The organism is Polymorphospora rubra, from assembly GCF_018324255.1.
In the GTDB taxonomy this organism is placed as follows: Bacteria; Actinomycetota; Actinomycetes; order Mycobacteriales; family Micromonosporaceae; genus Polymorphospora; species Polymorphospora rubra.
In genome coordinates this window covers 361,449-381,357 of sequence record NZ_AP023359.1, presented here as the reverse complement: position 1 = coordinate 381,357, position 19,909 = coordinate 361,449, and the positions used below count along the sequence as shown (strand labels likewise).

Here is a 19,909-nt window from a genome sequence, read left to right as displayed (position 1 = left end):
TTAGCCTCTCCTTACTTAGGTAAGGCTAACTGATGCTGGAGGATGATGTCATGCAGCCCAGCCCCGCCGAGGTCGCCCGTACGCTCGCCGCGGGCCGACTGGCCGGCACCGCGCACGTCGCCTGCCGGCCCGGCCCGCATCCGGTCCGGCACGTCACCGACCCGTCCGGGCGGCTGCTCCTGCTGACCCGCGCCGGCACGCTGTCCGCGAACGCCCTGCACCCGTCCGACGGTGCCGACGACGTCGCCGTCGTGCTCGACGTACCGGACGTCCCGCCGGTGACCGGGTCGCCGTCGCTCGGCCGGGTCTGGATCTCCGGCTGGGCCACCGAACTGACCGGCGCCGCCGCCGTTGCCGCCGCCGTCGACTACGCCGCCGTCGACCCGACCGGCGACCTGCTCGACGTCGGCCGGGGCATGGTCCTGCACCGCGTCGACGTCGCCGAGATACGCCTCGAGCGTGCCGGCACGATGATCGACATCGACCCGGACGACTACGCCGAGGCCGAACCCGACCCGCTGCGCGACGAGGAGGGCGAGCTGCTCGCCGACCTCGGCGACCACCACGTCACCGAGATGGCCGGATTCATCCGCCGCCAACTGCGCGGCGCCGGCCACGACCACCGACCGGACCACCAGCCGCAGGTGGTCCGGCTCGACCGGTACGGCTTCGTCGTGGCGATCGGCCCGCCCGGCTCCCGCTACTGCGCCCGGCTGACGTTCCCCCGCCCGGTGGCCGACCGCGCCGACCTGGCCAAACTGCTGCACCCCGTGCTCTGCCACCGCTGCGGCGAACGAGCCCCCCGCCGGTAGTGGCGGCAGCGCCGGTGGCGGTGGCAGCGCCGGTCGCGGCGGCAGCGCCGGTCGCGGCGGCAGCGCCGGTCGTGGCGCTGATCAAGGGGATGTATGCCGCAATCCGGGCAGCGAACACCACGATTAGTCCTTGATCAACGCGACGGGGCGGGCGTGGCGGGGGCGGGCGTGGCGGGGCGGGCGTGGCGGGGCGACGGGTGGGGCGGGTCAGGCGGTGCGGCGGCGGAGGGTGGCGGCGGCGAGGACCAGGGCGACGACCACCGCGCCCGACACGATCGCCAGATCCCGCCACATCGTGCCGGTCGGCTCGGCGTTGGCGCCCACCTCCTGCAGCGCCTCGACCGCGTACGACAGCGGCAGGACGTCGCTGACCGCCTGGAGCCAGCCGGCCATCTGGTCACGGGGAACGAAGAGCCCGCAGAGCAGAAGTTGCGGGATCACCACCACCGGCATGAACTGCACCGCCTGGAACTCGGTGCGGGCGAAGGCGCTGCAGAACAGCCCGAGCGCCACCCCGAGTACGGCGTCGACGACCGCGATGAGCAGGACCAGCGCCGGGCTGCCGGCCGTGTCCAGGTCGAGGAACCAGTACGCCACCCCGGCGGCGACGCCGGCCTGCACGACCGCGGCCAGGCCGAACGCGATGCCGTACCCGAACAGCAGGTCGAGCCGGCGCAGCGGGGTGGTGAGCAGGCGCTCCAGGGTGCCGCTGGTCCGCTCGCGCAGCATCGCGATGCTGGTCACCAGAAACATGATCACGAAGGGGAAGACGCCGAGCATCACCAGCGCCACCCGGTCGAAGGTGGCCGGCTGGCCCGGCGGCACCGGCTGGTCGGCGTACATGAAGTCGAGCAGGGTGAGCAGCACCGCCGGCACCACCACGAGCAGCGCGACCGTACGCCGGTCGTGGCGCAGCTGGCGCAGGACCCGCACCACCGTCGCCGCCAGGATGCGTCCGTTCACCGGTCGACCTCCCGCCGGATCAGGCGCAGGAACGCCTCGTCGAGGTCGGTGGTGCCGGCGTCGGCGCGTACCGCGTCCGGGGTGTCGTCGGCGACCAGCCGGCCGTCGCGGATCAGCAGCAGCCGGTCGCAGCGGCCGGCCTCGTCCATCACGTGGCTGGAGACCAGCAGGGTGGTGCCGCGCGCCGCCAGGTCGTGGAACCGGGCCCACAGGTCGGCGCGCAGCACCGGGTCCTGCCCGACGGTGGGCTCGTCGAGCACGACGATCTCGGGTTCGCCGACGAGGGCGCAGGCGAGCGAGGCCCGGCTGCGTTGGCCGCCGGAGAGCGTGCCGACGATCTGTCCGGCGGCGTCGGCGAGGCCGACGTCGGTCACCGCCCGGTCGGCGGCGGACCGGGGCAGGCCGTAGAGCGCCGCGAAGTAGCGGGCGTTCTCCCGTACGGTCAGGTCGGCGTAGACGCTGGGGGCCTGGGTGAGGTAGCCGAGCCGGCGGCGCAGCGCCGCGGACCCGGCCGGCTGCCCGAGCACGGTGACGGTGCCGGACCTGATCCGCTGTACGCCGACCACGGCCCGCATCAGGGTGGTCTTGCCGCTGCCGCTGGGGCCGAGCAGTCCGGTGACGGCGCCGCGCGCGATCGTGCAGGAGATGCCGTCGAGCACCCGCCGCCTGCCACGCTCGACCACCAGACCGGTGACCTCGATCGCGCTGTCCATGGCTCCTCCTCGATGAGGCACGTCCAGGCTAGTGCGTCAGGACGCCCTCCGGGTTGGTCTCCTGGGTGGATGACTGTCCACCGACCGGTCCATATGGCGGGGTCACCGCCGACCAGGACGAGGCGTTCCGCCAGCTCGGGCTGGCGATGGCGGCCGCGGTCGCACTGGTCTTCGTCATCCTGCTGGCGACGTTCCGCAGCATCCGGCAGACCCTGGTGCTGCTCGTCTCCGTGCCGTTCGCGGCCACCGGCGCGATCCTGCTGCTGCTGGTCACCGGCACCCCGCTGGGCCTGGCCGCGCTGATCGGCATGCTCATGCTGATCGGCATCGTGGTGACCAACGCGATCGTGCTGATCGACCTGGTCAACCAGTACCGGGAGCAGGGAATGGAGATCACCGAGGCGGTGGTCGAGGGCGGTCGGCGCCGGTTGCGGCCGATCGTGATGACGGCCCTGGCGACCATCTTCGCGCTGACGCCGATGGCGCTGGGCGTCACCGACCACGGCGGGTTCATCTCCCAGCCGCTGGCCGTGGTCGTCATCGGCGGCCTGGTCAGCTCGACCGTGCTGACCCTGCTCCTGGTTCCGACGCTCTACACGATGGTGGAGTCGCGCCGGGGCCGCCGGCGCCGGGGCGGCCGGGTGGAGCGGCCGGAGCCCGCCCCGCCGGCCCGGACGGATCCGCTGGTCGACGCCGTACGGTGACCCGTCGCCCGGGTCCCCGGCGATCCGCCGGGGACCCGGGTCCGGGTGGGCTTGACTTCGAGTGCGCTCGAACTGCCAGGCTGGGTAGGTGGACACCCAAGTGACCGAACGGACCCTCACCGTCGGCGAGGCGGCCGACCGGGTCGGCCTGACCACCTACACGCTGCGGTGGTACGAGCAGGAGGGGCTGGTCGCCCCGGTCGGGCGGGACACCGCCGGGCGGCGCCGCTACACCGAACGTGACCTCGACTGGCTCGTCCTGCTGACCCGGCTGCGCCGCACCGGCATGCCCGTACGCGACATGCGCCGCTACGCCGAACTCGCCCGACAGGGGGACCGGACGAATCCGGCCCGGCTCGCCCTGTTGAAGGCGCACCGGGACCGGGTACTGGCCCGGATGGCCGAACTCGAGGAGGACCTCACCGTGCTCAACTACAAGATCAACTCGTACGGCTCGACGTCCGGGTGCGACGCGTGATCCGCCGCCGGCTGGGCGCCGACGGCCCGGAGATCTCCGCGATCGGGCTCGGCTGCATGGGCATGAGCTTCGCCTACGGGCAGCCCGACGACGCCGAGTCCACCCGCACCCTGCACCGCGCCCTCGACCTGGGCGTCAACCACCTGGACACCGCCGACATGTACGGCCGGGGCGCCAACGAGGAACTGCTCGGCCCGGTCGTCCGCGCCCGCCGCGACGAGGTGTTCCTGGCCACCAAGTTCGGCAACCGGTTCACCGGCGAGAACGGCGCCACCGGCCAGCCCGGCGCGTACGTCGACAGCAGCCCGACGTGGGCCCGGCAGGCGTGCGACGCGTCGCTGGCCCGGCTCGGCATCGACACCATCGACCTCTACTACCTGCACCGGCGCGACCCGGCCACCCCGATCGAGGACACCATGGCGGCCCTGGCCGACCTGGTCCGGGCCGGCAAGGTACGCCTGCTCGGCCTCTCCGAGGTCAGCCCGGCGACCCTGCGCGCGGCCCACGCCGTGCACCCGGTCGCCGCCGTCCAGATGGAGTACTCGCTGTTCACCCGCGACGTCGAGGGCGAGATGCTGGCCACCTGCCGCGAACTCGGCGTCGCCCTGGTGGCGTACTCGCCGGTCGGCCGGGGCTGGCTCACCGGCGGCATCACCTCCCGCGAGCAGGTCAGCGGCGACTGGCGGGGCGGCGCGCCGCGGTTCGCCGAGGAGAACTTCGACGCCAACCTGGCCCTCGTCGAGCGGGTCCGGGCGGTCGCCGCCGAGATCGGCTGCACCCCCGCCCAGGCCGCGCTGGCCTGGCTGCTCGCCCAGGGCGACGACATCCTGCCGATCCCCGGCACCAAGCGGGTCCGCTACCTGGAGGAGAACGCCGCCGCGGCCGAGCTGCGGCTCACCTCCGCCCAGATCGCCGAACTGGACTCGGCGGTGCCGGCCGGCGCGGTCGCCGGGAAGCGCTACCCGGAGGCGGCGATGCGGCACGTCGGCCACTGACCGGCGCACCCGGCGGGTGGTCGGACCGGTCGGGCCGCGGCGGCGGCCGGGATCCGGTGCCGCCGGGCGGGGCGGTGCGTGGGGCGGGGTCGGCGGTGGCGGGAGCCGTGCTGGACAATCGGGGACTGTGCCCGTACCTGAACTGAGCCCGGACCGACCGCCCACCGTGCCGCCCCCGGCCACGACGCCCCGGCGGCGGCCGGTCCCGTCCGGCCGACCGACCTCGACCCGGCGATCGCGGGCCGGCTGCGCCGCAACGCCGACGGTCTGGTCGCCGCGGTGGTGCGCGAGCACACCACCGGCGAGGTGCTGATGGTCGCCTGGATGGACGACGAGGCACTGCACCGCACGCTGACCACCGGCCGGGCCACCTACTGGTCGCGCAGCCGGTCGGAATACTGGGTCAAGGGCGCCACCTCCGGCCACCACCAGTACGTCCGCTCGGTGGCCATCGACTGCGACGGCGACGCGGTGCTGGTGAGCGTCGAGCAGGTCGGCGCCGCCTGCCACACCGGCAATCCGACCTGTTTCTTCGACGAACTGCCCGTGGTGCAGGGCAGGCCGAGCCAGCCGGAGGGCGACCGATGACGACCGGAGCGGTGAGTCCCGACGAGGCCACCTTCGCGCTACGGGCCCGCGCCCGCCGGGTGGTGCCGGTGATCCGCCGACTGCTCGCCGACGGGGAGACGCCGGTCGGCGTCTACCGTAAACTGGCCGGCGGGCCGGGCACCTTCCTGCTCGAGTCCGCCGAGCAGGGTGCCGCCGGGGCGACCTGGTCGCGCTACTCGTTCATTGGCGTACGCAGCAGCGCCACCCTGGTCGAACGCGACGGCGAGGCGGTCTGGCTGGGCACCCCGCCGGCCGGCCTGCCGACCGGCGGCGACCCGGTGCGGGTGCTGCGCGAGACGGTGGCCGCCCTGGCCGGGGCCGACCCGGACCTCGACAGCAGCCTGCCGCCGCTGACCGGCGGCATGGTCGGCTACCTCGGCTACGACCTCGTACGCCGGTTCGAGCGGCTGCCGGCGCGGGCCGACGACGACCTCGGGGTGCCCGAACTCGGCATGATGCTCGCCACCGACCTCGTCGTCCTCGACCACCACGAGGGCTCGGCGATCCTGGTCGCGAACGCGGTCCTGCCCGACGACCCGGACGCCCCCGACTGGCACCGGCAGGTCGCCGCCGCCTACCACCACGCCGTCGGCCGGCTCGACGCGATGACCACCGCACTGTCCCGGCCGATCCCGCCGATGATCTCCACGGTCGACACCGGGCCGATCGGCGACGTGGTCTGCCGGACCGCCGACGGGGCCTACCCGAAGGCGGTCGAGGAGGCCAAGGAGGCGATCCGGGCCGGCGAGTGCTTCCAGATCGTGGTCTCCCAGCGGTTCGAACGCGACACCACCGCCGACCCGCTCGACGTCTACCGGGTGCTGCGCACCACCAACCCCAGCCCCTACATGTACCTGCTGCGCTTCGACGACTTCGACATCGTCGGCTCGTCGCCGGAGGTGCACCTGAAGGTGACCGGCGGCAACCGCCGGGTGCTGCTGCACCCGATCGCCGGCACCCGGCCGCGCGGCGCCACCCCGCAGCAGGACGCGGCGCTGGCCGCCGAACTGATCGCCGACCCGAAGGAGCGCGCCGAGCACGTGATGCTGGTCGACCTCGGCCGCAACGACCTCGGCCGGGTGTGCGTGCCGGGCACCGTCGAGGTGCCGGAGTTCGCGACGATCGAGCGCTACAGCCACGTCATGCACATCGTGTCGACCGTCGTCGGGCAGTTGCACCCGGACCGGACCGCCTTCGACGCGCTGGCCGCGACGTTCCCGGCCGGCACCCTCTCCGGCGCGCCGAAGGTACGCGCCATGGAGATCATCGAGGAGTTGGAGCCGACCCGTCGCGGCGTGTACGGCGGCACCGTCGGCTACTTCGGGTTCGGCGGCGACCTGGACATGGCGATCGCCATCCGGACCGCGCTGATCCGGGGCGGCCGGGCGTACGTGCAGGCCGGTGCCGGCATCGTCGCCGACTCCGACCCGGTCGCCGAGGAGCAGGAGACCCGCAGCAAGGCGGCGGCGGTGCTGGCCGCGATCGCGGCGGCGGAGACCCTGCGGCCGGCCCGGTGACCGGGGCACAGCCCGGGCGCGGCGCGGAAGACCCCGCGGCCGGCACGGCGTCCGGAGCACAGCCCGGGCGCGGCGCCGGAGATCCTGCGGCCGCTCCCGCCACCGGGCGCCGGTCGTTGACGGTCGCGGTGCTGCTCGGCCTGGTCGGCGCCGGTCTGGCGAGCTATGCCGCGACCCGTACCTGGGCGGTCGAACTGATCCCGCGGCCGGCGCCGCTGCCACCGACCCGGACGGCGGCGACCGGCGGCGACCTGTTGCCCTGGCTGACCGCGCTGGCCCTGGTCGCGCTCGCCGGCGCGGGCGCCGTGCTGGCCACCCGGGGCGTCGTACGCCGGATCGTCGGCGCGCTGCTGGCGCTGATCGGGCTCGGGATCGCCGCCGGCGCCGGCTACGGCCTGTTCGGGCTGACGGAGGCCGAGGTCGGCCCCGGTTGGCCGCTGCTGTGCCTGGTCGGCGGCCTGCTGGTCACGGCCGGTGGCGCGGCGACCGCGGCCGGCGGGCACCGCTGGCCGGCGATGGGCGCCCGCTACGACCGTTCGACCGGCGCCGCGCGGCGTACGGCACCGGCGCGGGGCGCCGACGGGCGGGTCGGTGGCGGGGGTACGGCGGCCGCCTGGGACGCGCTGGACCGGGGCGAGGACCCGACGGTCAACTGACGGTCCGCGGCACCGGGCGGAGGTCTCCGCCCTCCGTGCCGCGGGTCGGGTGGAGGGCTCCGCCTCCGGTGGCGCGGGCCGGCCGGGCCGTCCAGGGTGGGCCGGCGGGCGGCGGCTTCACCACCGGCCCGGGTACTGCTGTCCCGCTCCACAGCGAATTCGCTGTGGTCACGCCGAATTCGCTGTGACCCGCGACAGCGACCGTGCCCCGCCGGCGCGCGGCTCCCGTCGCTCTCGATCGCCCGCGGATGGAACCGGGCCCGCCCGGCCGCACGATCATGGCGGGTGCGGTGCGCCGGGCTTTCGGGGCGCCCTTGCGGAATCTGCCGGTCAGCGGACCAGAACGGCGGCCGGCTCGACCGGCTCGCCGGCCGGAGCACGGTCGGCCGGGACGTCGTCGTAGCCGGGGGCGGTGGTGCGGCCGGTCGCGTTCAGGGCCGCCACCAGGCGCTGGATCTCGGCCCGCTGGTTGGCCCGCTCCCGGTCGGCGCAGACGGCGGCCCAGGCGTTGCCCCGGGCGGTGCGGATCCGGGCCTCGCCGACCATCGCCCGCTCGACCGTGTCGACGACCCCGGTCGCGATCGACAGCACGGCACGCGGGATCGAGAGCAGACCGATCGGGGTGCCACGCTCCGCAGTGTTCATCGTCATCTCCGCAGTGGGACGTCTTCGCCGGGGAGTGTTTCGGGTCGCCAGTGCGCCAGCCTGCCCGAAACCGATGCTGCCCGGGGCGTGTTTCGCCCGGGTGACCTGAGCGTCAACGGTTCGGGTGACGGGGGCCGGCGACGACCCCGGTGCGCGACCCGGGGGGTTTGTGCGCCGCCGTGCGGCCTCGTCCAGGATCGCCGATTCCGGCCGGCGGTGCCCGTCGTCTTGACCGACGTCACAACGTGGCCCCGGCCACTGCGGTCGGCCGAGCCTGAGCGGCTGTCAGTTTGATTTGACAGACAGGGGGTGTCAAATCAAACTGACAGCATGGACACGACACGTACGACCTCCGCGCCGGCGCCCGACGACCCGGCGTCAGGGTTGCGGGCGGCGCTCGCGCTCCGCCGGCTCGCCGAACGGGTGGAGGCCAACCAGGTGGCCGCCGCTCGTCGCGCCGGCTGGTCCTGGCAGCAGATCGGCGACGCGCTCGGGGCCACCCGCCAGTCCGTCCACGTCAAGTACGGGAAGTGAGGAAGTGGCCGTGCGAGTGAACCCGCAGTTCGGAATGGGGCAGGTCTACCTGGACGCCAACGCCGAGGCGGTCCGCCGGGGCGACCGCAGGGTCGGGACCGACCACGTCGTCCTGGCACTGCTGGCCGATCGGGACTCGGTCACCGCCAGGGCGCTGGGGTGGACCTGGACACCGCGCGCGAGGCGCTGGAGCGGTTGGATCGCGAGGCGCTGGCGTCGGTCGGGATGACCGCGGCGGATCCCGGGCCGGTCTTTCCCGGCCGGGTCGGTGACCGACTGCCGTTGACCCCCGCGGCCAAGGCCGTCTTCACCGGGCTGCGCAAGGAGGCCGGCCGGGAACGGATCGGCACCGGACACGTTCTGACCGCCCTGATGTCGCGTACGCACCCCGACCCGGCGGCCGCGTTGTTCGACGCGCTCGGCGTTGACCGCACCGTGGTCCGGACCCGCCTCGGGAAGGGGTGACCGCCGATGGGCTCGGCGGGCGTCGGGTACCGGAGCGGATCGGTGGTCTCGGCGGACGGCACGGTCATCGGTTACCGGCGGCTGGGGGCCGGGCCGGGGGTCGTGCTGATGCACGGCTCGATGATGACGGCGCAGAACTTCACCAGGCTGGGTGCCGCGCTCGCCGGCGACTTCACCGTCTATCTCCCCGACCGCAGGGGGCGGGGGACGAGCGGCCCGTACGGCCCGGACTTCACCCTGCGGCACGCCGCCGAGGACGTGGGGGCGCTGATGGCGCAGACCGGGAGCCGCAACGTCTTCGGGCTCAGCGCCGGTGCCATCCCGATCCTGCGGTGGGCGGTGGACCGCCCGGCCGGATACCGGATCGCCCTGTACGAACCACCACTGCCGGTCAACGGCTCCGCCCCGGCGGCCTGGCTGCCCCGCTACGAGCGCGAGCTGGCCCGGGGAGCGTCGGCCCGCGCCCTGGTGACCGTCATGAAGGGCACCCGGGACTCGCGGATCGTCGACGTTCTGCCGCGGGCCGTCCTCGTGCCGCTGCTGGGTCTGGCGATGCGCGCGCAGGCCAGGCGGGCCACCGGGACCGATGTTCCGCTCCGCGACCTCGTGCCCACCATGCGGCACGATGCCCGGCTCGTTCTCGACGCGGTGGATCTCGTCGAGGCGTCCGCCGCCGTACGGTCCGAGGTCCTGCTGGTCGGTGGCGGCAGGAGCGCGGCGTACCTCAGGGACGCGTTGGACGCGCTCGAGGCCGCCATCCCCGGGGCCCGGCGGGTGGAACTGCCCGGCGTGGGCCACCTGGCCCCGGACGACGGGGGGCGGCCCGAGCGGGTCGCCCGGGTCCTGGTTGATTTCTTCGGCGACGGGTAGGCGTCGCGCGGTCGACCGGGCACCCGGGACCTGGACTGCGGTCGATTGAAACTTCTGTTCTAATCATGGGGTGCGTCTCGGTGGGGGTCCGGATACTCAGCGTGATCTTGCCTTCACAGGCCGGGCATTATGCACCAGCCCATCGGGTGAGGCGTGCCATACCCCGGACACTGTTCACGGCGTGGCGCCACCTAGCATCGGCCCATGACACCCGGAGAGGGGAGTCCGTAGGTGAGTGCTGAGCATGCCCACGCGGAAGACGGCGGCGCCGGGCCGGCGGCCTCCAAGAATGTGCTCGACGAGATCCTTGCCGGAGTGCGGGAGGACGTCGAGCGACGCCAGCAACTGCTTCCGTTGGAACGGGTCCGTGAGCTGGCCGCCGCGGCACCGCCGCCGCGCGACGCGTACGCCGCACTGCGCCGCCCCGGCGTCGGGGTGATCGCCGAGGTCAAGCGCGCGTCGCCGTCCAAGGGACCGCTGGCCGACATCCCCGACCCGGCCGACCTGGCCGGCGACTACGCGGCCGGCGGCGCCCGCTGCATCAGCGTGCTGACCGAGGGGCGCTGGTTCGGCGGCTCGCTGGAGGACCTGGTGGCCGTACGGGCCGCGGTCGACGTGCCGGTCCTGCGTAAGGACTTCGTCATCTCCAGCTACCAGGTGCACGAGGCCCGGGCCAACGGCGCCGACCTGGTCCTGCTGATGGTCTCCGCGCTCGAGCAGAACGTGCTCGTCGGGCTGCTGGAGCGGATCGAGTCGCTGGGCATGACCGCCCTGGTCGAGGTGCACACCGAGGAAGAGGCCGACCGGGCCCTGGAGGCCGGTGCCCAGGTGATCGGGGTCAACGCCCGCGACCTGCGCACCCTGGAGGTCGACCGGTCGGTCTTCGAGCGGATCGCCCCCGGCCTGCCCAGCAGCGTCGTCAAGATCGCCGAGTCCGGCGTGCGCGGCCCGCACGACCTGATCCGCTACGCCTCGGCCGGTGCCGACGCCGTACTGGTCGGGGAGGGGCTGGTCACCAAGAAGAGCCCGCGTGACGCGGTCGCCGAGCTGGTCAACGCCGGCAACCACCCGGCGACCCCGAGGCCGGTCCGGTGACCGCCGCCGGCACCGGGGAAGCGCTGCCCGACCCGCGCGGCCACTTCGGGCGCTACGGCGGCCGGTTCGTCCCGGAGGCCCTCGTCGCCGCGCTCGACGAGCTGGAGGCCGCCTACCGCAAGGCGAAGGACGACGACGACTTCCAGGCCGAACTGGCCGCGCTGATGCGCGACTACGCCAACACCCCGTCGCCGCTCTACCGGGCGCGGCGGCTGTCCGAGCACGCCGGCGCGCAGATCCTGCTCAAGCGCGAGGACCTCAACCACACCGGTGCCCACAAGGTCCGCAACGTGCTCGGCCAGGCGCTGCTGACCCGGCGGATGGGCAAGCGCCGGGTGATCGCCGAGACCGGCGCCGGCCAGCACGGCGTGGCCAGTGCGACCGCGGCCGCTCTGCTCGACCTCGAGTGCGTCGTCTACATGGGCGAGGTCGACACGGAGCGGCAGGCGCTCAACGTGGCCCGGATGCGGATGCTGGGCGCCACGGTCGTCCCGGTGACCAACGGCTCGCGCACCCTGAAGGACGCCCTCAACGAGGCGCTGCGCGACTGGGTGTCCAGTGTGGACAACACACACTACCTGCTCGGCACCGCCGCCGGCCCGCACCCGTTCCCGGAGATCGTCCGCGACTTCGTCGGCGGGATCGGCACCGAGGCCCGCGAGCAGTGCCTGGCGCTGACCGGGGAACTGCCCGACGCCGTGGCCGCCTGCGTCGGTGGCGGCTCCAACGCCATCGGCATCTTCCACGCCTTCGTCCCCGACGCGGACGTACGCCTCTACGGCTTCGAGGCCGGTGGCGACGGCGTCGCGACCGGTCGGCACGCCGCCTCGATCACGGGCGGCTCGTCCGGGGTGCTGCACGGCGCCCGCACCTACGTGCTCCAGGACGAGGACGGGCAGACCGTCGAGTCGCACTCGATCTCGGCCGGGCTCGACTATCCCGGCGTCGGCCCCGAGCACGCCTGGCTGCACGACGCCGGCCGGGCCAGCTACCTGCCGGTGACCGACGCCGACGCGATGGCCGCGTTCCAGCTGCTGTGCCGCACCGAGGGGATCATCCCGGCCATCGAGAGCGCGCACGCGCTGGCCGGTGCGCTCCAGATCGCCCCACGGCTCGCCGCCGAACTCGGCCGCGAGCCGACCATCGTGGTCAACCTGTCCGGCCGGGGCGACAAGGACGTCCACACCGCCGGCGCCTACTTCGGCATCCTCGACGGAGGACAGGCATGAGCGAGCGGAGCATCTCCGTCGCGTTCGAGAAGACCCGCGCCGAGGGTCGGGCGCTGCTGATCGGCTGCATGCCGGCCGGCTTCCCGACCGTCGACGGCAGCATCGCGGCGATGATCGCGATGGCCGAGGCCGGTGTCGACGTCATCGAGCTCGAGATCCCGTACTCCGACCCGGTCATGGACGGGCCGGTGATCCAGCGGGCCAGCGACATCGCGCTGGCCGGCGGCGTACGGACCCGGGACGCCCTGCGGATCATCGAGGCGGTCGCCGCGACCGGTGTCCCGGTCGTGACGATGACCTACTGGAACCCGATCGAGAAGTACGGCGTCGACGCGTTCGCCCGCGACCTGGCCGCCGCCGGCGGCACCGGCCTGATCACCCCGGACCTGATCCCGGACGAGGCCGACGAGTGGCTGGCCGCCTCCGACGCCCACCAGCTCGACCGCACCTTCCTGGTGTCGCCGTCGTCGACCGACGCGCGGATCGCGATGACGGTCGGGCACTGCCGGGGCTTCGTCTACGCCACGGCGGTCATGGGGGTCACCGGGGCCCGCGAGCAGACCTCGTCGGCGGCGCCGACCCTGGTCGGCCGGGTACGCGCGGTCACCGACCTGGCCGTCGGCGTCGGGCTCGGGGTCGGCACCGGCGCGCAGGCCGCCCAGGTGGGTTCGTACGCCGACGGGGTCATCGTCGGCAGCGCCCTGGTCCGCTGCCTGCTCGACACCCCCGACCAGGCCACCGGGCTGGCCACGCTGCGGAACCTGAGCGCCGAGCTCGCCGAGGGCGTCCGTCGCCGCTAGCGGCGAATCCGCACCCGGACCGGGGTGCCGCCCACCGGGGGTGCGACGGTAGCGTGTGCACCCGTGACCCTCGCTTCGCTACCGGTCCAGGCGGCTTCATGGTCCGGCCCGGACTACCTCGCGGCCCTGCCCAGCCCGTCCACGGCGGTCTGGCAGATCGGGCCGCTGCCGATCCGGGCCTACGCGCTGTGCATCGTGCTCGGCATCGTCGTCGCCTGCGTGGTGACCGAATACCGGCTGCGCAGCCGCGGTGCCCCGCCGTGGGCGGTGCTCGACATCGCCGTCTGGGCGGTGCCGTTCGGCATCGTCGGTGCCCGGATCTACCACGTGATCACCTCGCCGCAGGCGTACTTCGGCGAGGGTGGTGACCCGATCTCGGCCCTCTACATCTGGGAGGGCGGCCTCGGCATCTGGGGCGCGGTCGCCGGTGGCGCGGTCGGTGCCTGGCTCGGTGGCCGCCAGATCGGCATCCCGCTGACCGTGATCGCCGACGCGCTCGCGCCCGGGCTGCCGCTCGCGCAGGCGGTCGGCCGGTTCGGCAACTGGTTCAACAACGAACTCTACGGCGGGCCGACGACGCTGCCGTGGGGCCTGCAGGTCCACCGGATGGACCCGGAACGCCCCGGCCACGCGCTGCTCGACCCGGAGGGGAACCCGGTCCTCGAACCGGGGCTCTACCACCCGACGTTCGCGTACGAGGCGCTGTGGAACGTCGCCGTCGCCGGCCTGGTGCTGCTCGCCGACCGCCGCTGGAAGCTCGGCCGCGGCCGGGCGTTCGCGCTGTACGTGATGGGCTACACCGCCGGCCGGTTCTGGATCGAGATGATGCGGACCGACGAGGCCAACGAGATCCTCGGCGTACGGCTCAACGTCTGGACCGCCGCCCTGGTCTTCGCCGCCGCCCTGGTCTACTTCCTGCGCGTACGCGGTCCCCAGGAGTTCCTGGTGCCGATCGGCGGCCGGCGCGAGCCGGCGGCCGGAGCCGACGGGCCGCGTGGTGACGTCTCCCAGGTCGACGTCTCCGGAACCGACCGCTCCGACAACCCGGCACCGGAGGGCTACCGGGTGGTGACCGAGCAGCAGTACGCCACCTACCTGGAAACCGGGCAGGTCCCCGACGACGAGGGCCCGGCCGCGAAGGACGAGGGCCCGGACGGCCGGCACGACGACCTCGACGACGACGGCGACGACGCGGACGACGAGCCCGCCGGGGTCGACGTCGGCAAGCCCGCGACAGGCACAGGCACGACAGGCGAGGCCACCGCCCGCGGCGACGACCGCTGACCCGCGGCGGGGGAGGCACGGCGACCATGCGTACGGCTGTCGTCGTCGGCGCCGGGATCGGCGGGCTCGCCACGGCGGGCGCGCTGGCCCGCTCCGGCTGGCAGGTCACCCTGCTCGAACGCGGTGACCGCCTGCGGGCCGACCGGACCGCGCTGATGCTGTGGCCCAACGGGGTCCGGGCGCTGCACGCCCTCGGGCTCGGCGCCGGGCTCGCCGCGATCGCCACGCCGCTGCCCGACGCGGGCGTACGCCGCCCGGACGGGCACTGGCTGGTCCAGCCGCGCAAGGCCGCCGAGCGGGCCGGTGCCGAGCGGGCCGTCGTCGTGCACCGGGAGGACCTGCACGACGCCCTCGTCGCCGGCCTCGGCGACCGGGTCGACATCCGCACCGGAGTCGCCGTACGCACGCTGCGGTCCGCCGCCGGCGAGCGGCCGGCGGTCGACGACGGCCGACAGACGTTCGAGGCCGACCTGGTCGTGGCCGCGGACGGGATCGACAGCACGTTGCGCCGCCGGCTGGCCCCGGAGGCGTCCGTGGTCAGCTCCGGGTGCGCCGCCTGGCGGGCCGTCATCCCCTGGTATCGGGCGCCGGACCTGCCCGCCGACCGGCCGGTCGGCGGCGAGGTCCTCGGTGCCGGCTACCGGTTCGTGGCCGCCTCGCTGGGCGAACGCGGCTCGTCCGGCGGCTCCACCCGGGGTGGCATCTACTGGATCGCCACGGCCGCCGGCGCGCCCCGCCCCGAATCGCCGGCCACCCAGCTCACCCTGCTGCGCCGCTGGTTCGACGGCTGGCCCGCCCCGGTGGGTCAACTGCTCGCCGCGACCGACCCCGACGACCTGGTCCAGCAGGAGGTACGTGAGCTGCGGCCGCTGCCGAAGGCGTACGCCTTCCCGGTCGGCACCGGCGGGTTCGTCCTGCTCGGCGACGCCGCCCACGGTATGCCGCACCACCTCGGCCAGGGCGCCTGCCTGGCGTTCGAGGACGCCGCCACCCTCGCCTCGGTGCTGCGTGCGGCACTGCCGGGTCCCGGTGCCCGGGCGGCGCTGGCGACGTACCAGCGGCTGCGGCACACCCGCACGGTCACCGTCGTACGGCAGACCCGGCGGATGTCGGCGGTGCTGCGGACCCGGGGCCGGCTCGCCCTGCGGGCCCGCGACGCCGCGCTGGGCACGATCAGCCCGCGCCTGATCGGGCGGGCGGCGGCCGCCGCCAGCGGGTGGCAGCCGCCGGAGTGACACCGGTCAGCGCGGGCCACCGGCCAGCGCGGCGAACCGCTCGGTCGACAGGCAGGAGATCAGGCAGCGCTCCTTGGCGTCGCCGGTGAGCAGCGCCGTCCACCCGGTGAACCCGCCGTCGCCCAACTCGACCGGTCCGGTGCCGTCCCGGGCGGTCAGCCGCAGCGCGGCGGCCACGTAGTAGCCGCGGCCACGCTCCCGGTCGGGCTCCTCGACGACGTCGACGCCCCCGGCCGCGGCCAGGCCGGGCAGCAGCTCCCCGACCCGTTCGGCCACGACGGGATCGTCCAGCACCGTGTACCGCAGGCGCGGGGCGGCGGCCGTCGGCAGCGCGGCGAGGACCCGCCGCCAGTAGGCGAGATGGCGGGCGAGCAGTGCGGCCTCGGTCCTGCCGGAGCCGGTGTCGCGGGCGCTGGACACCAGCGTGAAGAGCCGGAAGTGCGCCGCCGTCCCCGGCCCGAACAGCTGGGCCCGCAGGTGGCGGTGGCTGGCCGCCAGATGTACCGCGCCGGCCACCGGCTGCCGGCGGCGCCGGACGGCGGCCTCGACCGCGAGCGCGTTCGTCGCGTCGCTGACCACCTCGGTCGCCCGGACCGTGGCGACGATCCGGTCCTGGCTCACCGGGGCGACCGCCGAACAGGTGCCCAGCGGCACGACCGGTGACAGCTCCACGCCGTCGAACTCGGCGGGCAGCAGCCGCCACAGCCGGGCCTCGATCTCGGCCAGGACCCTCGGGTCGCTGTCGGCGGGACGTACGAAGCGGTCGTCCCGCCACCGGCGCAGCAGGTCCGCCGGCCGGACCGCCGCCGCCCGGGTCCGGGCCACGTCGAGCAACGCGGTACGCAGGTCGGCCGGCGCGAGCCCGTCGGTCAGGGCATCCCGGGCGCCGTCCGGCAGCCGTCCCCAGACCCGCCGTTCCGCCCCGCCCCGCCCGGTTGTGTCGGTCATGGCGGCCACCCTGGCAGCCGGGCGGCATCATGTCCACGTATATCGACGGCCGCCACCCACCGGCGGTCGGCGTCGCCCCGGCCGGTGGGGCGACCCGCCGAGCGGATCGAGGGGTCGCCCGTTCGCCGGTCGCGCGGACCGAACGGAGGCTGACCGGGCCGGCGGGGCCGGCGCAGACTACCCGGAGGCGACAGAGGGGACCCCCAGGTGCGGCGCATCGATCCCGATCGGCCCCGTGGTGCCGGGAAAACGGCCCCGACCGGCGCACCCCGTGATGCCGGGCCGGACACCGGCGGCCCGCGACCATCCGACCCGGACAGCGGTACGGACGACGGGTTCGACGCGCTGGCCGCCCGTGGGCGGGACCGGATGGCCGCCGGTGACCTGGCCGGCGCCGTACCGCTGCTCACCGCCGCGCTGCGCCGCTGGCCCGAGCCCGCCGACGCCGATGGCGACGGCCCGGCGGCGTCCAGCGGCCCACGGCGCCGGCTGACCGTGTCCGAGGACCACTGGGAGTGCGTGCTGCGGCTGGCCGCGGCGGAGATCGCCGCCGCGGGCGCACCCGCCGCCAGCGGTGCCGCCGTGGTCGACGCGACGGCTGCCACCCGTACCGCCGCGGCGGTCGCCACCGCCCTCGACCGGGAGGTGGCCACGCACCCGCTGCGGCCCCGGTTGTGGGAGCTGCTGCTGGTGGCCACCGCGTTGGGGGAGGGCCGGCGCGCCGCGGCGGCGGTGTACGAGCGGGCCCGCCGCACGTACACCGAACATCTCGGTGTGGAGCCGGGCGGACAGTTGCCGGACCTGGCCGCGGCGGCCCGCCGCGGCGACCTCGGCCAGCGCTGGGCGTCCCCGCACTCCGGCCGGTCGGTGTCCCCACCGGTCGGTCCCGGGGCGTCCCCGCCGCCGCCCGCCGACCCCGGGGCGCATCCGCGACCGGGGCGGCTGCCGGTGCCGTTGACCAGTCTGCTCGGCCGCGAGGAACTGCTCGGCACCGTCGCCGGTCGGCTCGCGGCCCACCGCCTGGTCACCCTCACCGGACCGGGCGGGGCCGGCAAGACCCGGCTCGCGCTCGCCGCCGCGCACCGGGCCGCCGGCGTACGCCGGCCGCCGTCGGTGCGGTTCGTCGACCTGAGCGCGGTGGAGACGCCCGCGCTGGTGCCGGCCGCGGTCGCCGCGGCCCTCGGCGTACGCGACGTCGCCGGCAGCGGGGTGCCGGCGACGCTGGCCGGCGAGATCGGCGACACCGACACGCTGCTCGTGCTCGACAACTGCGAGCACCTGGTCGCCGGCTGCGCCGAACTGGTCGACCACCTGCTCACCCGCTGCCCCCGGCTGCGGGTGCTGGCGACCAGCCGGATCGCGTTGCGCCTGCCGGCCGAGGCCGCCGTCGCGGTGCCGCCGCTGGCCACCCCGCCCGCCACCGGTGGGCACACGCTGGCCGGGCTGGCCACGCACCCGGCGACCCGGCTCTTCCTCGACCGGGCCCGGGCCCGGTCCGGCCGTCCGGTGCCGGAGTCGAGCGCCGACGCGGTGGCCCGCCTGTGCGCCGAACTCGACGGGCTGCCGCTGGCGATCGAGCTGGCGGCGGCGCGGACGTCGGTGCTCGGCGTTCCGCAGATCGTCGAGCGGCTGCGGGCCGACCCCCGGCTGCTGCGCAGCACCGACCCGACCGCGCCGGCCCGCCACCGCACCGTCTCGGCGGCCATCGAGTCCAGTGTGGAGCAACTCGGCGCGGCGGCGCGTACCCTGTTCGACCGGTTGGCGGTCTTCGCCGGCGGCTTCGACGCCGACGCGGTCGAGGCGGTCGCCGGCCCGGCCGGTCCCGCCGCGTTGACGGCCCTGGTCGAGGCGTCGCTGGTGGAGGCCGTACCCGGTGCCGGCCGGCCCGTACCGGGCGCGCTGACCGGCACCGACCTGGCCCGGCTCGCCGCCGGCCCGGCCGCGGCCTGGCCGGCGCCGACCGGCCCCACACCGGCCGGGTACGGTGCGGCGGCGGGCGCCGTCCGGTACCGGATGCTGGTGCCGATCCGTCGGCACGCGCAGGACCGGCTGGACGGCGGCGGCGACGGGCCGGCGGTCCGGGCGGCCCACGCCCGGCACTTCCTCGCCCTGGCCGAGACGGCCGACGCCCGGCTGCGCGGGACCGACCAGCACCGGTGGCTGCACCGGCTGCGTGGCGAGACGGCCAACCTGCGGGCCGCGATGACCTGGCTCGCCGGCCCGGGAGCGGACACCGAACCGTACGGCGACCTGCGGCTGGCCGCCGCGCTGGGCACGTACTGCCGGCTGGAGGGCCACTACCGGGAGGGGCACGCGTGGCTCGCCGCCGGACTCGACCGGCACCCGGCCGCGCCGGCCGCGCTGCGGGCCCGGGCGGGCAGCGTCGCGGCGATGCTGGCGATGCTGCTCTGCGACTACCCGGCGGCGGCCGGACACGCTGGCGCGGCGCTCGCCGCCTGCCGGACCGCCGGTGATCAACGGACGGCGGCCCGGATCGAACTGACGCTCGGGTCGGTGGCCCGGGAACGCGCCCAGTACGCGCTGTCCGCCGCGCACCTCGCCGCCGCGTCCGCCCGGTACGCCGCCTGCGGCGACGAGTGGGGTGAGGCGCAGGCCGCCCAGTTGCGCGGCTTCACCGCCTGGCTCTCCGGCGACCTGGACCGGGCCGACTCCCGGCTGTGGGCGAGTCTGCGCTGGTACGGCCGGCTCGGCGACCCGGAGGCGGTGGCGACCGCGCTGATGAACCTCGGCGCGGTCGCGTACTACCGCGACGACGGCGACCGGGCGGCCGCACTGCTCGACGCCGCCCTGGAGCGTTACGCGGCGCTCGGCTTTCCCGAGGGCCTGGGCTGGGCACACAACCTGCGCGGGCTGGTGGAACTGCGGGCCGGCCGGGCCGACGTCGCCGCCGCGCACCTGACGTTGAGCCTGGCCGCCCACCGGCAGGTCGGCGACCGGTGGCGTACGGCGAGCGTGGTCGAGGCGCTGGCCGAGGTGGCCCGGCTCGACGGGGCGCCGGTACGCGGCGCCCGGCTGCTCGGGGCGGCGGGTCGGATCCGGGGCGAGATCGGCGCGCCGGTCCCCGCCTGCGAGGAAGCCGGGGTGTCGGCGACCGCGTGGGCGCTGCGGGACACCCTGGGCGCCGGCGGATTCCGGGCGGCGTACGGGTACGGCCGCACCGCCGCCCTCGACACCCTCCTGACCGCCCCGTCGCCCACCCCGGAGGCCGTCCCGGCGCCGCACCCGGCCGTCCCGTCGATCTAGGGGATGTATCGGCACAAACCAGACGCGATTCGCGCAACTACTCCTTGATCAACGCGACGGCTGCGGCGTGACGTTGCGGCGCGACAGCCCGGC

The 19,909-nt window shown here is 75.3% G+C and carries 18 protein-coding genes and 2 pseudogenes; 16 read left to right on the top strand and 4 right to left on the bottom strand.

Annotated features, from left to right (window positions below; translation table 11 throughout):
• The first annotated feature begins 50 nt into the window (after positions 1–50).
• Positions 51–812, top strand: a complete 762-nt coding sequence (locus tag Prubr_RS01680) for a DUF2470 domain-containing protein (RefSeq protein WP_212827330.1) — start codon at positions 51–53, stop codon at positions 810–812.
• 207 nt (positions 813–1,019) lie between these two features.
• On the opposite strand, the gene Prubr_RS01675 is transcribed toward Prubr_RS01680, so the two are convergent.
• A complete protein-coding gene (locus Prubr_RS01675) occupies positions 1,020–1,775 on the bottom strand; it encodes an ABC transporter permease (protein ID WP_212820924.1) in 756 nt (251 codons plus the stop codon).
• A complete protein-coding gene (locus tag Prubr_RS01670; protein WP_212820922.1) occupies positions 1,772–2,488 on the bottom strand; it encodes an ABC transporter ATP-binding protein in 717 nt (238 codons plus the stop codon). Before Prubr_RS01670 ends, Prubr_RS01675 begins: the two co-directional genes overlap by 4 nt.
• A gap of 95 nt (positions 2,489–2,583) precedes the next feature.
• On the opposite strand from Prubr_RS01670, the pseudogene Prubr_RS01665 reads away from it, so the two are divergent.
• From Prubr_RS01665 to Prubr_RS01640, 6 genes and pseudogenes are all read left to right on the top strand, one after another.
• A pseudogene (locus tag Prubr_RS01665) lies at positions 2,584–3,180 on the top strand (efflux RND transporter permease subunit); the annotation flags it as partial.
• A gap of 100 nt (positions 3,181–3,280) precedes the next feature.
• A complete protein-coding gene (locus Prubr_RS01660) occupies positions 3,281–3,670 on the top strand; it encodes a MerR family transcriptional regulator (RefSeq protein ID WP_212820918.1) in 390 nt (129 codons plus the stop codon).
• Positions 3,667–4,665 carry an aldo/keto reductase gene (locus Prubr_RS01655; protein ID WP_246568217.1) on the top strand — a complete coding sequence of 333 codons (999 nt, stop codon included), beginning with the start codon at positions 3,667–3,669 and terminating at the stop codon, positions 4,663–4,665. The genes Prubr_RS01660 and Prubr_RS01655 overlap by 4 nt, the downstream gene beginning before the upstream one ends.
• A gap of 147 nt (positions 4,666–4,812) precedes the next feature.
• Positions 4,813–5,253, top strand: a pseudogene (gene hisI / locus Prubr_RS01650) (phosphoribosyl-AMP cyclohydrolase); the annotation flags it as partial.
• Positions 5,250–6,791, top strand: coding sequence for an anthranilate synthase component I (locus Prubr_RS01645; RefSeq protein WP_212820916.1), 1,542 nt, complete (start codon positions 5,250–5,252; stop codon positions 6,789–6,791). The pseudogene hisI and the gene Prubr_RS01645, both read left to right, overlap by 4 nt.
• A 116-nt stretch (positions 6,792–6,907) precedes the next feature.
• Positions 6,908–7,447, top strand: a complete 540-nt coding sequence (locus Prubr_RS01640; RefSeq protein ID WP_246568215.1) for a Trp biosynthesis-associated membrane protein — start codon at positions 6,908–6,910, stop codon at positions 7,445–7,447.
• 330 nt (positions 7,448–7,777) lie between these two features.
• On the opposite strand, the gene Prubr_RS01635 is transcribed toward Prubr_RS01640, so the two are convergent.
• Positions 7,778–8,092 (bottom strand): hypothetical protein, encoded by a 315-nt coding sequence (locus Prubr_RS01635; RefSeq protein WP_246568213.1) that lies wholly within the window; start codon positions 8,090–8,092, stop codon positions 7,778–7,780.
• A 330-nt stretch (positions 8,093–8,422) separates the two neighbouring features.
• Here Prubr_RS01635 and Prubr_RS01630 point away from each other — a divergent pair, with 330 nt between their 5' ends.
• The 8 genes from Prubr_RS01630 to Prubr_RS01590 all read left to right on the top strand — a co-directional run bounded on the left by Prubr_RS01630 (position 8,423) and on the right by Prubr_RS01590 (position 15,604).
• Positions 8,423–8,626, top strand: a complete 204-nt coding sequence (locus Prubr_RS01630) for an RNA polymerase subunit sigma-70 (protein WP_212820912.1) — start codon at positions 8,423–8,425, stop codon at positions 8,624–8,626.
• A 159-nt stretch (positions 8,627–8,785) separates the two neighbouring features.
• Positions 8,786–9,091, top strand: a complete 306-nt coding sequence (locus Prubr_RS01620; RefSeq protein ID WP_212828987.1) for a hypothetical protein — start codon at positions 8,786–8,788, stop codon at positions 9,089–9,091.
• Positions 9,092–9,097: 6 nt separating this feature from the next.
• Positions 9,098–9,961 carry an alpha/beta fold hydrolase gene (locus tag Prubr_RS01615; protein ID WP_212820908.1) on the top strand — a complete coding sequence of 288 codons (864 nt, stop codon included), beginning with the start codon at positions 9,098–9,100 and terminating at the stop codon, positions 9,959–9,961.
• 291 nt (positions 9,962–10,252) lie between these two features.
• Complete coding sequence (gene trpC, locus Prubr_RS01610; protein ID WP_212827323.1) at positions 10,253–11,056, top strand: indole-3-glycerol phosphate synthase TrpC; 804 nt, start codon at positions 10,253–10,255, stop codon at positions 11,054–11,056.
• Positions 11,053–12,285, top strand: coding sequence for a tryptophan synthase subunit beta (gene trpB, locus Prubr_RS01605; RefSeq protein ID WP_212820907.1), 1,233 nt, complete (start codon positions 11,053–11,055; stop codon positions 12,283–12,285). Before trpC ends, trpB begins: the two co-directional genes overlap by 4 nt.
• Entirely contained in the window at positions 12,282–13,085 is an 804-nt protein-coding gene (gene trpA / locus Prubr_RS01600) for a tryptophan synthase subunit alpha (protein WP_212820905.1), read from the top strand. Before trpB ends, trpA begins: the two co-directional genes overlap by 4 nt.
• A 63-nt stretch (positions 13,086–13,148) precedes the next feature.
• A complete protein-coding gene (gene lgt, locus Prubr_RS01595; protein ID WP_246568211.1) occupies positions 13,149–14,369 on the top strand; it encodes a prolipoprotein diacylglyceryl transferase in 1,221 nt (406 codons plus the stop codon).
• 26 nt (positions 14,370–14,395) lie between these two features.
• On the top strand, positions 14,396–15,604 hold the full coding sequence (locus tag Prubr_RS01590; protein ID WP_212820901.1) for an FAD-dependent oxidoreductase: 1,209 nt from the start codon (positions 14,396–14,398) through the stop codon (positions 15,602–15,604).
• A gap of 6 nt (positions 15,605–15,610) precedes the next feature.
• Here the strand turns inward: Prubr_RS01590 and Prubr_RS01585 are convergent, their stop codons facing one another.
• Entirely contained in the window at positions 15,611–16,552 is a 942-nt protein-coding gene (locus Prubr_RS01585) for a hypothetical protein (RefSeq protein WP_212820899.1), read from the bottom strand.
• Positions 16,553–16,759: 207 nt separating this feature from the next.
• Here Prubr_RS01585 and Prubr_RS01580 point away from each other — a divergent pair, with 207 nt between their 5' ends.
• Complete coding sequence (locus Prubr_RS01580; protein WP_212820897.1) at positions 16,760–19,816, top strand: ATP-binding protein; 3,057 nt, start codon at positions 16,760–16,762, stop codon at positions 19,814–19,816.
• Positions 19,817–19,909 lie beyond the last annotated feature (93 nt).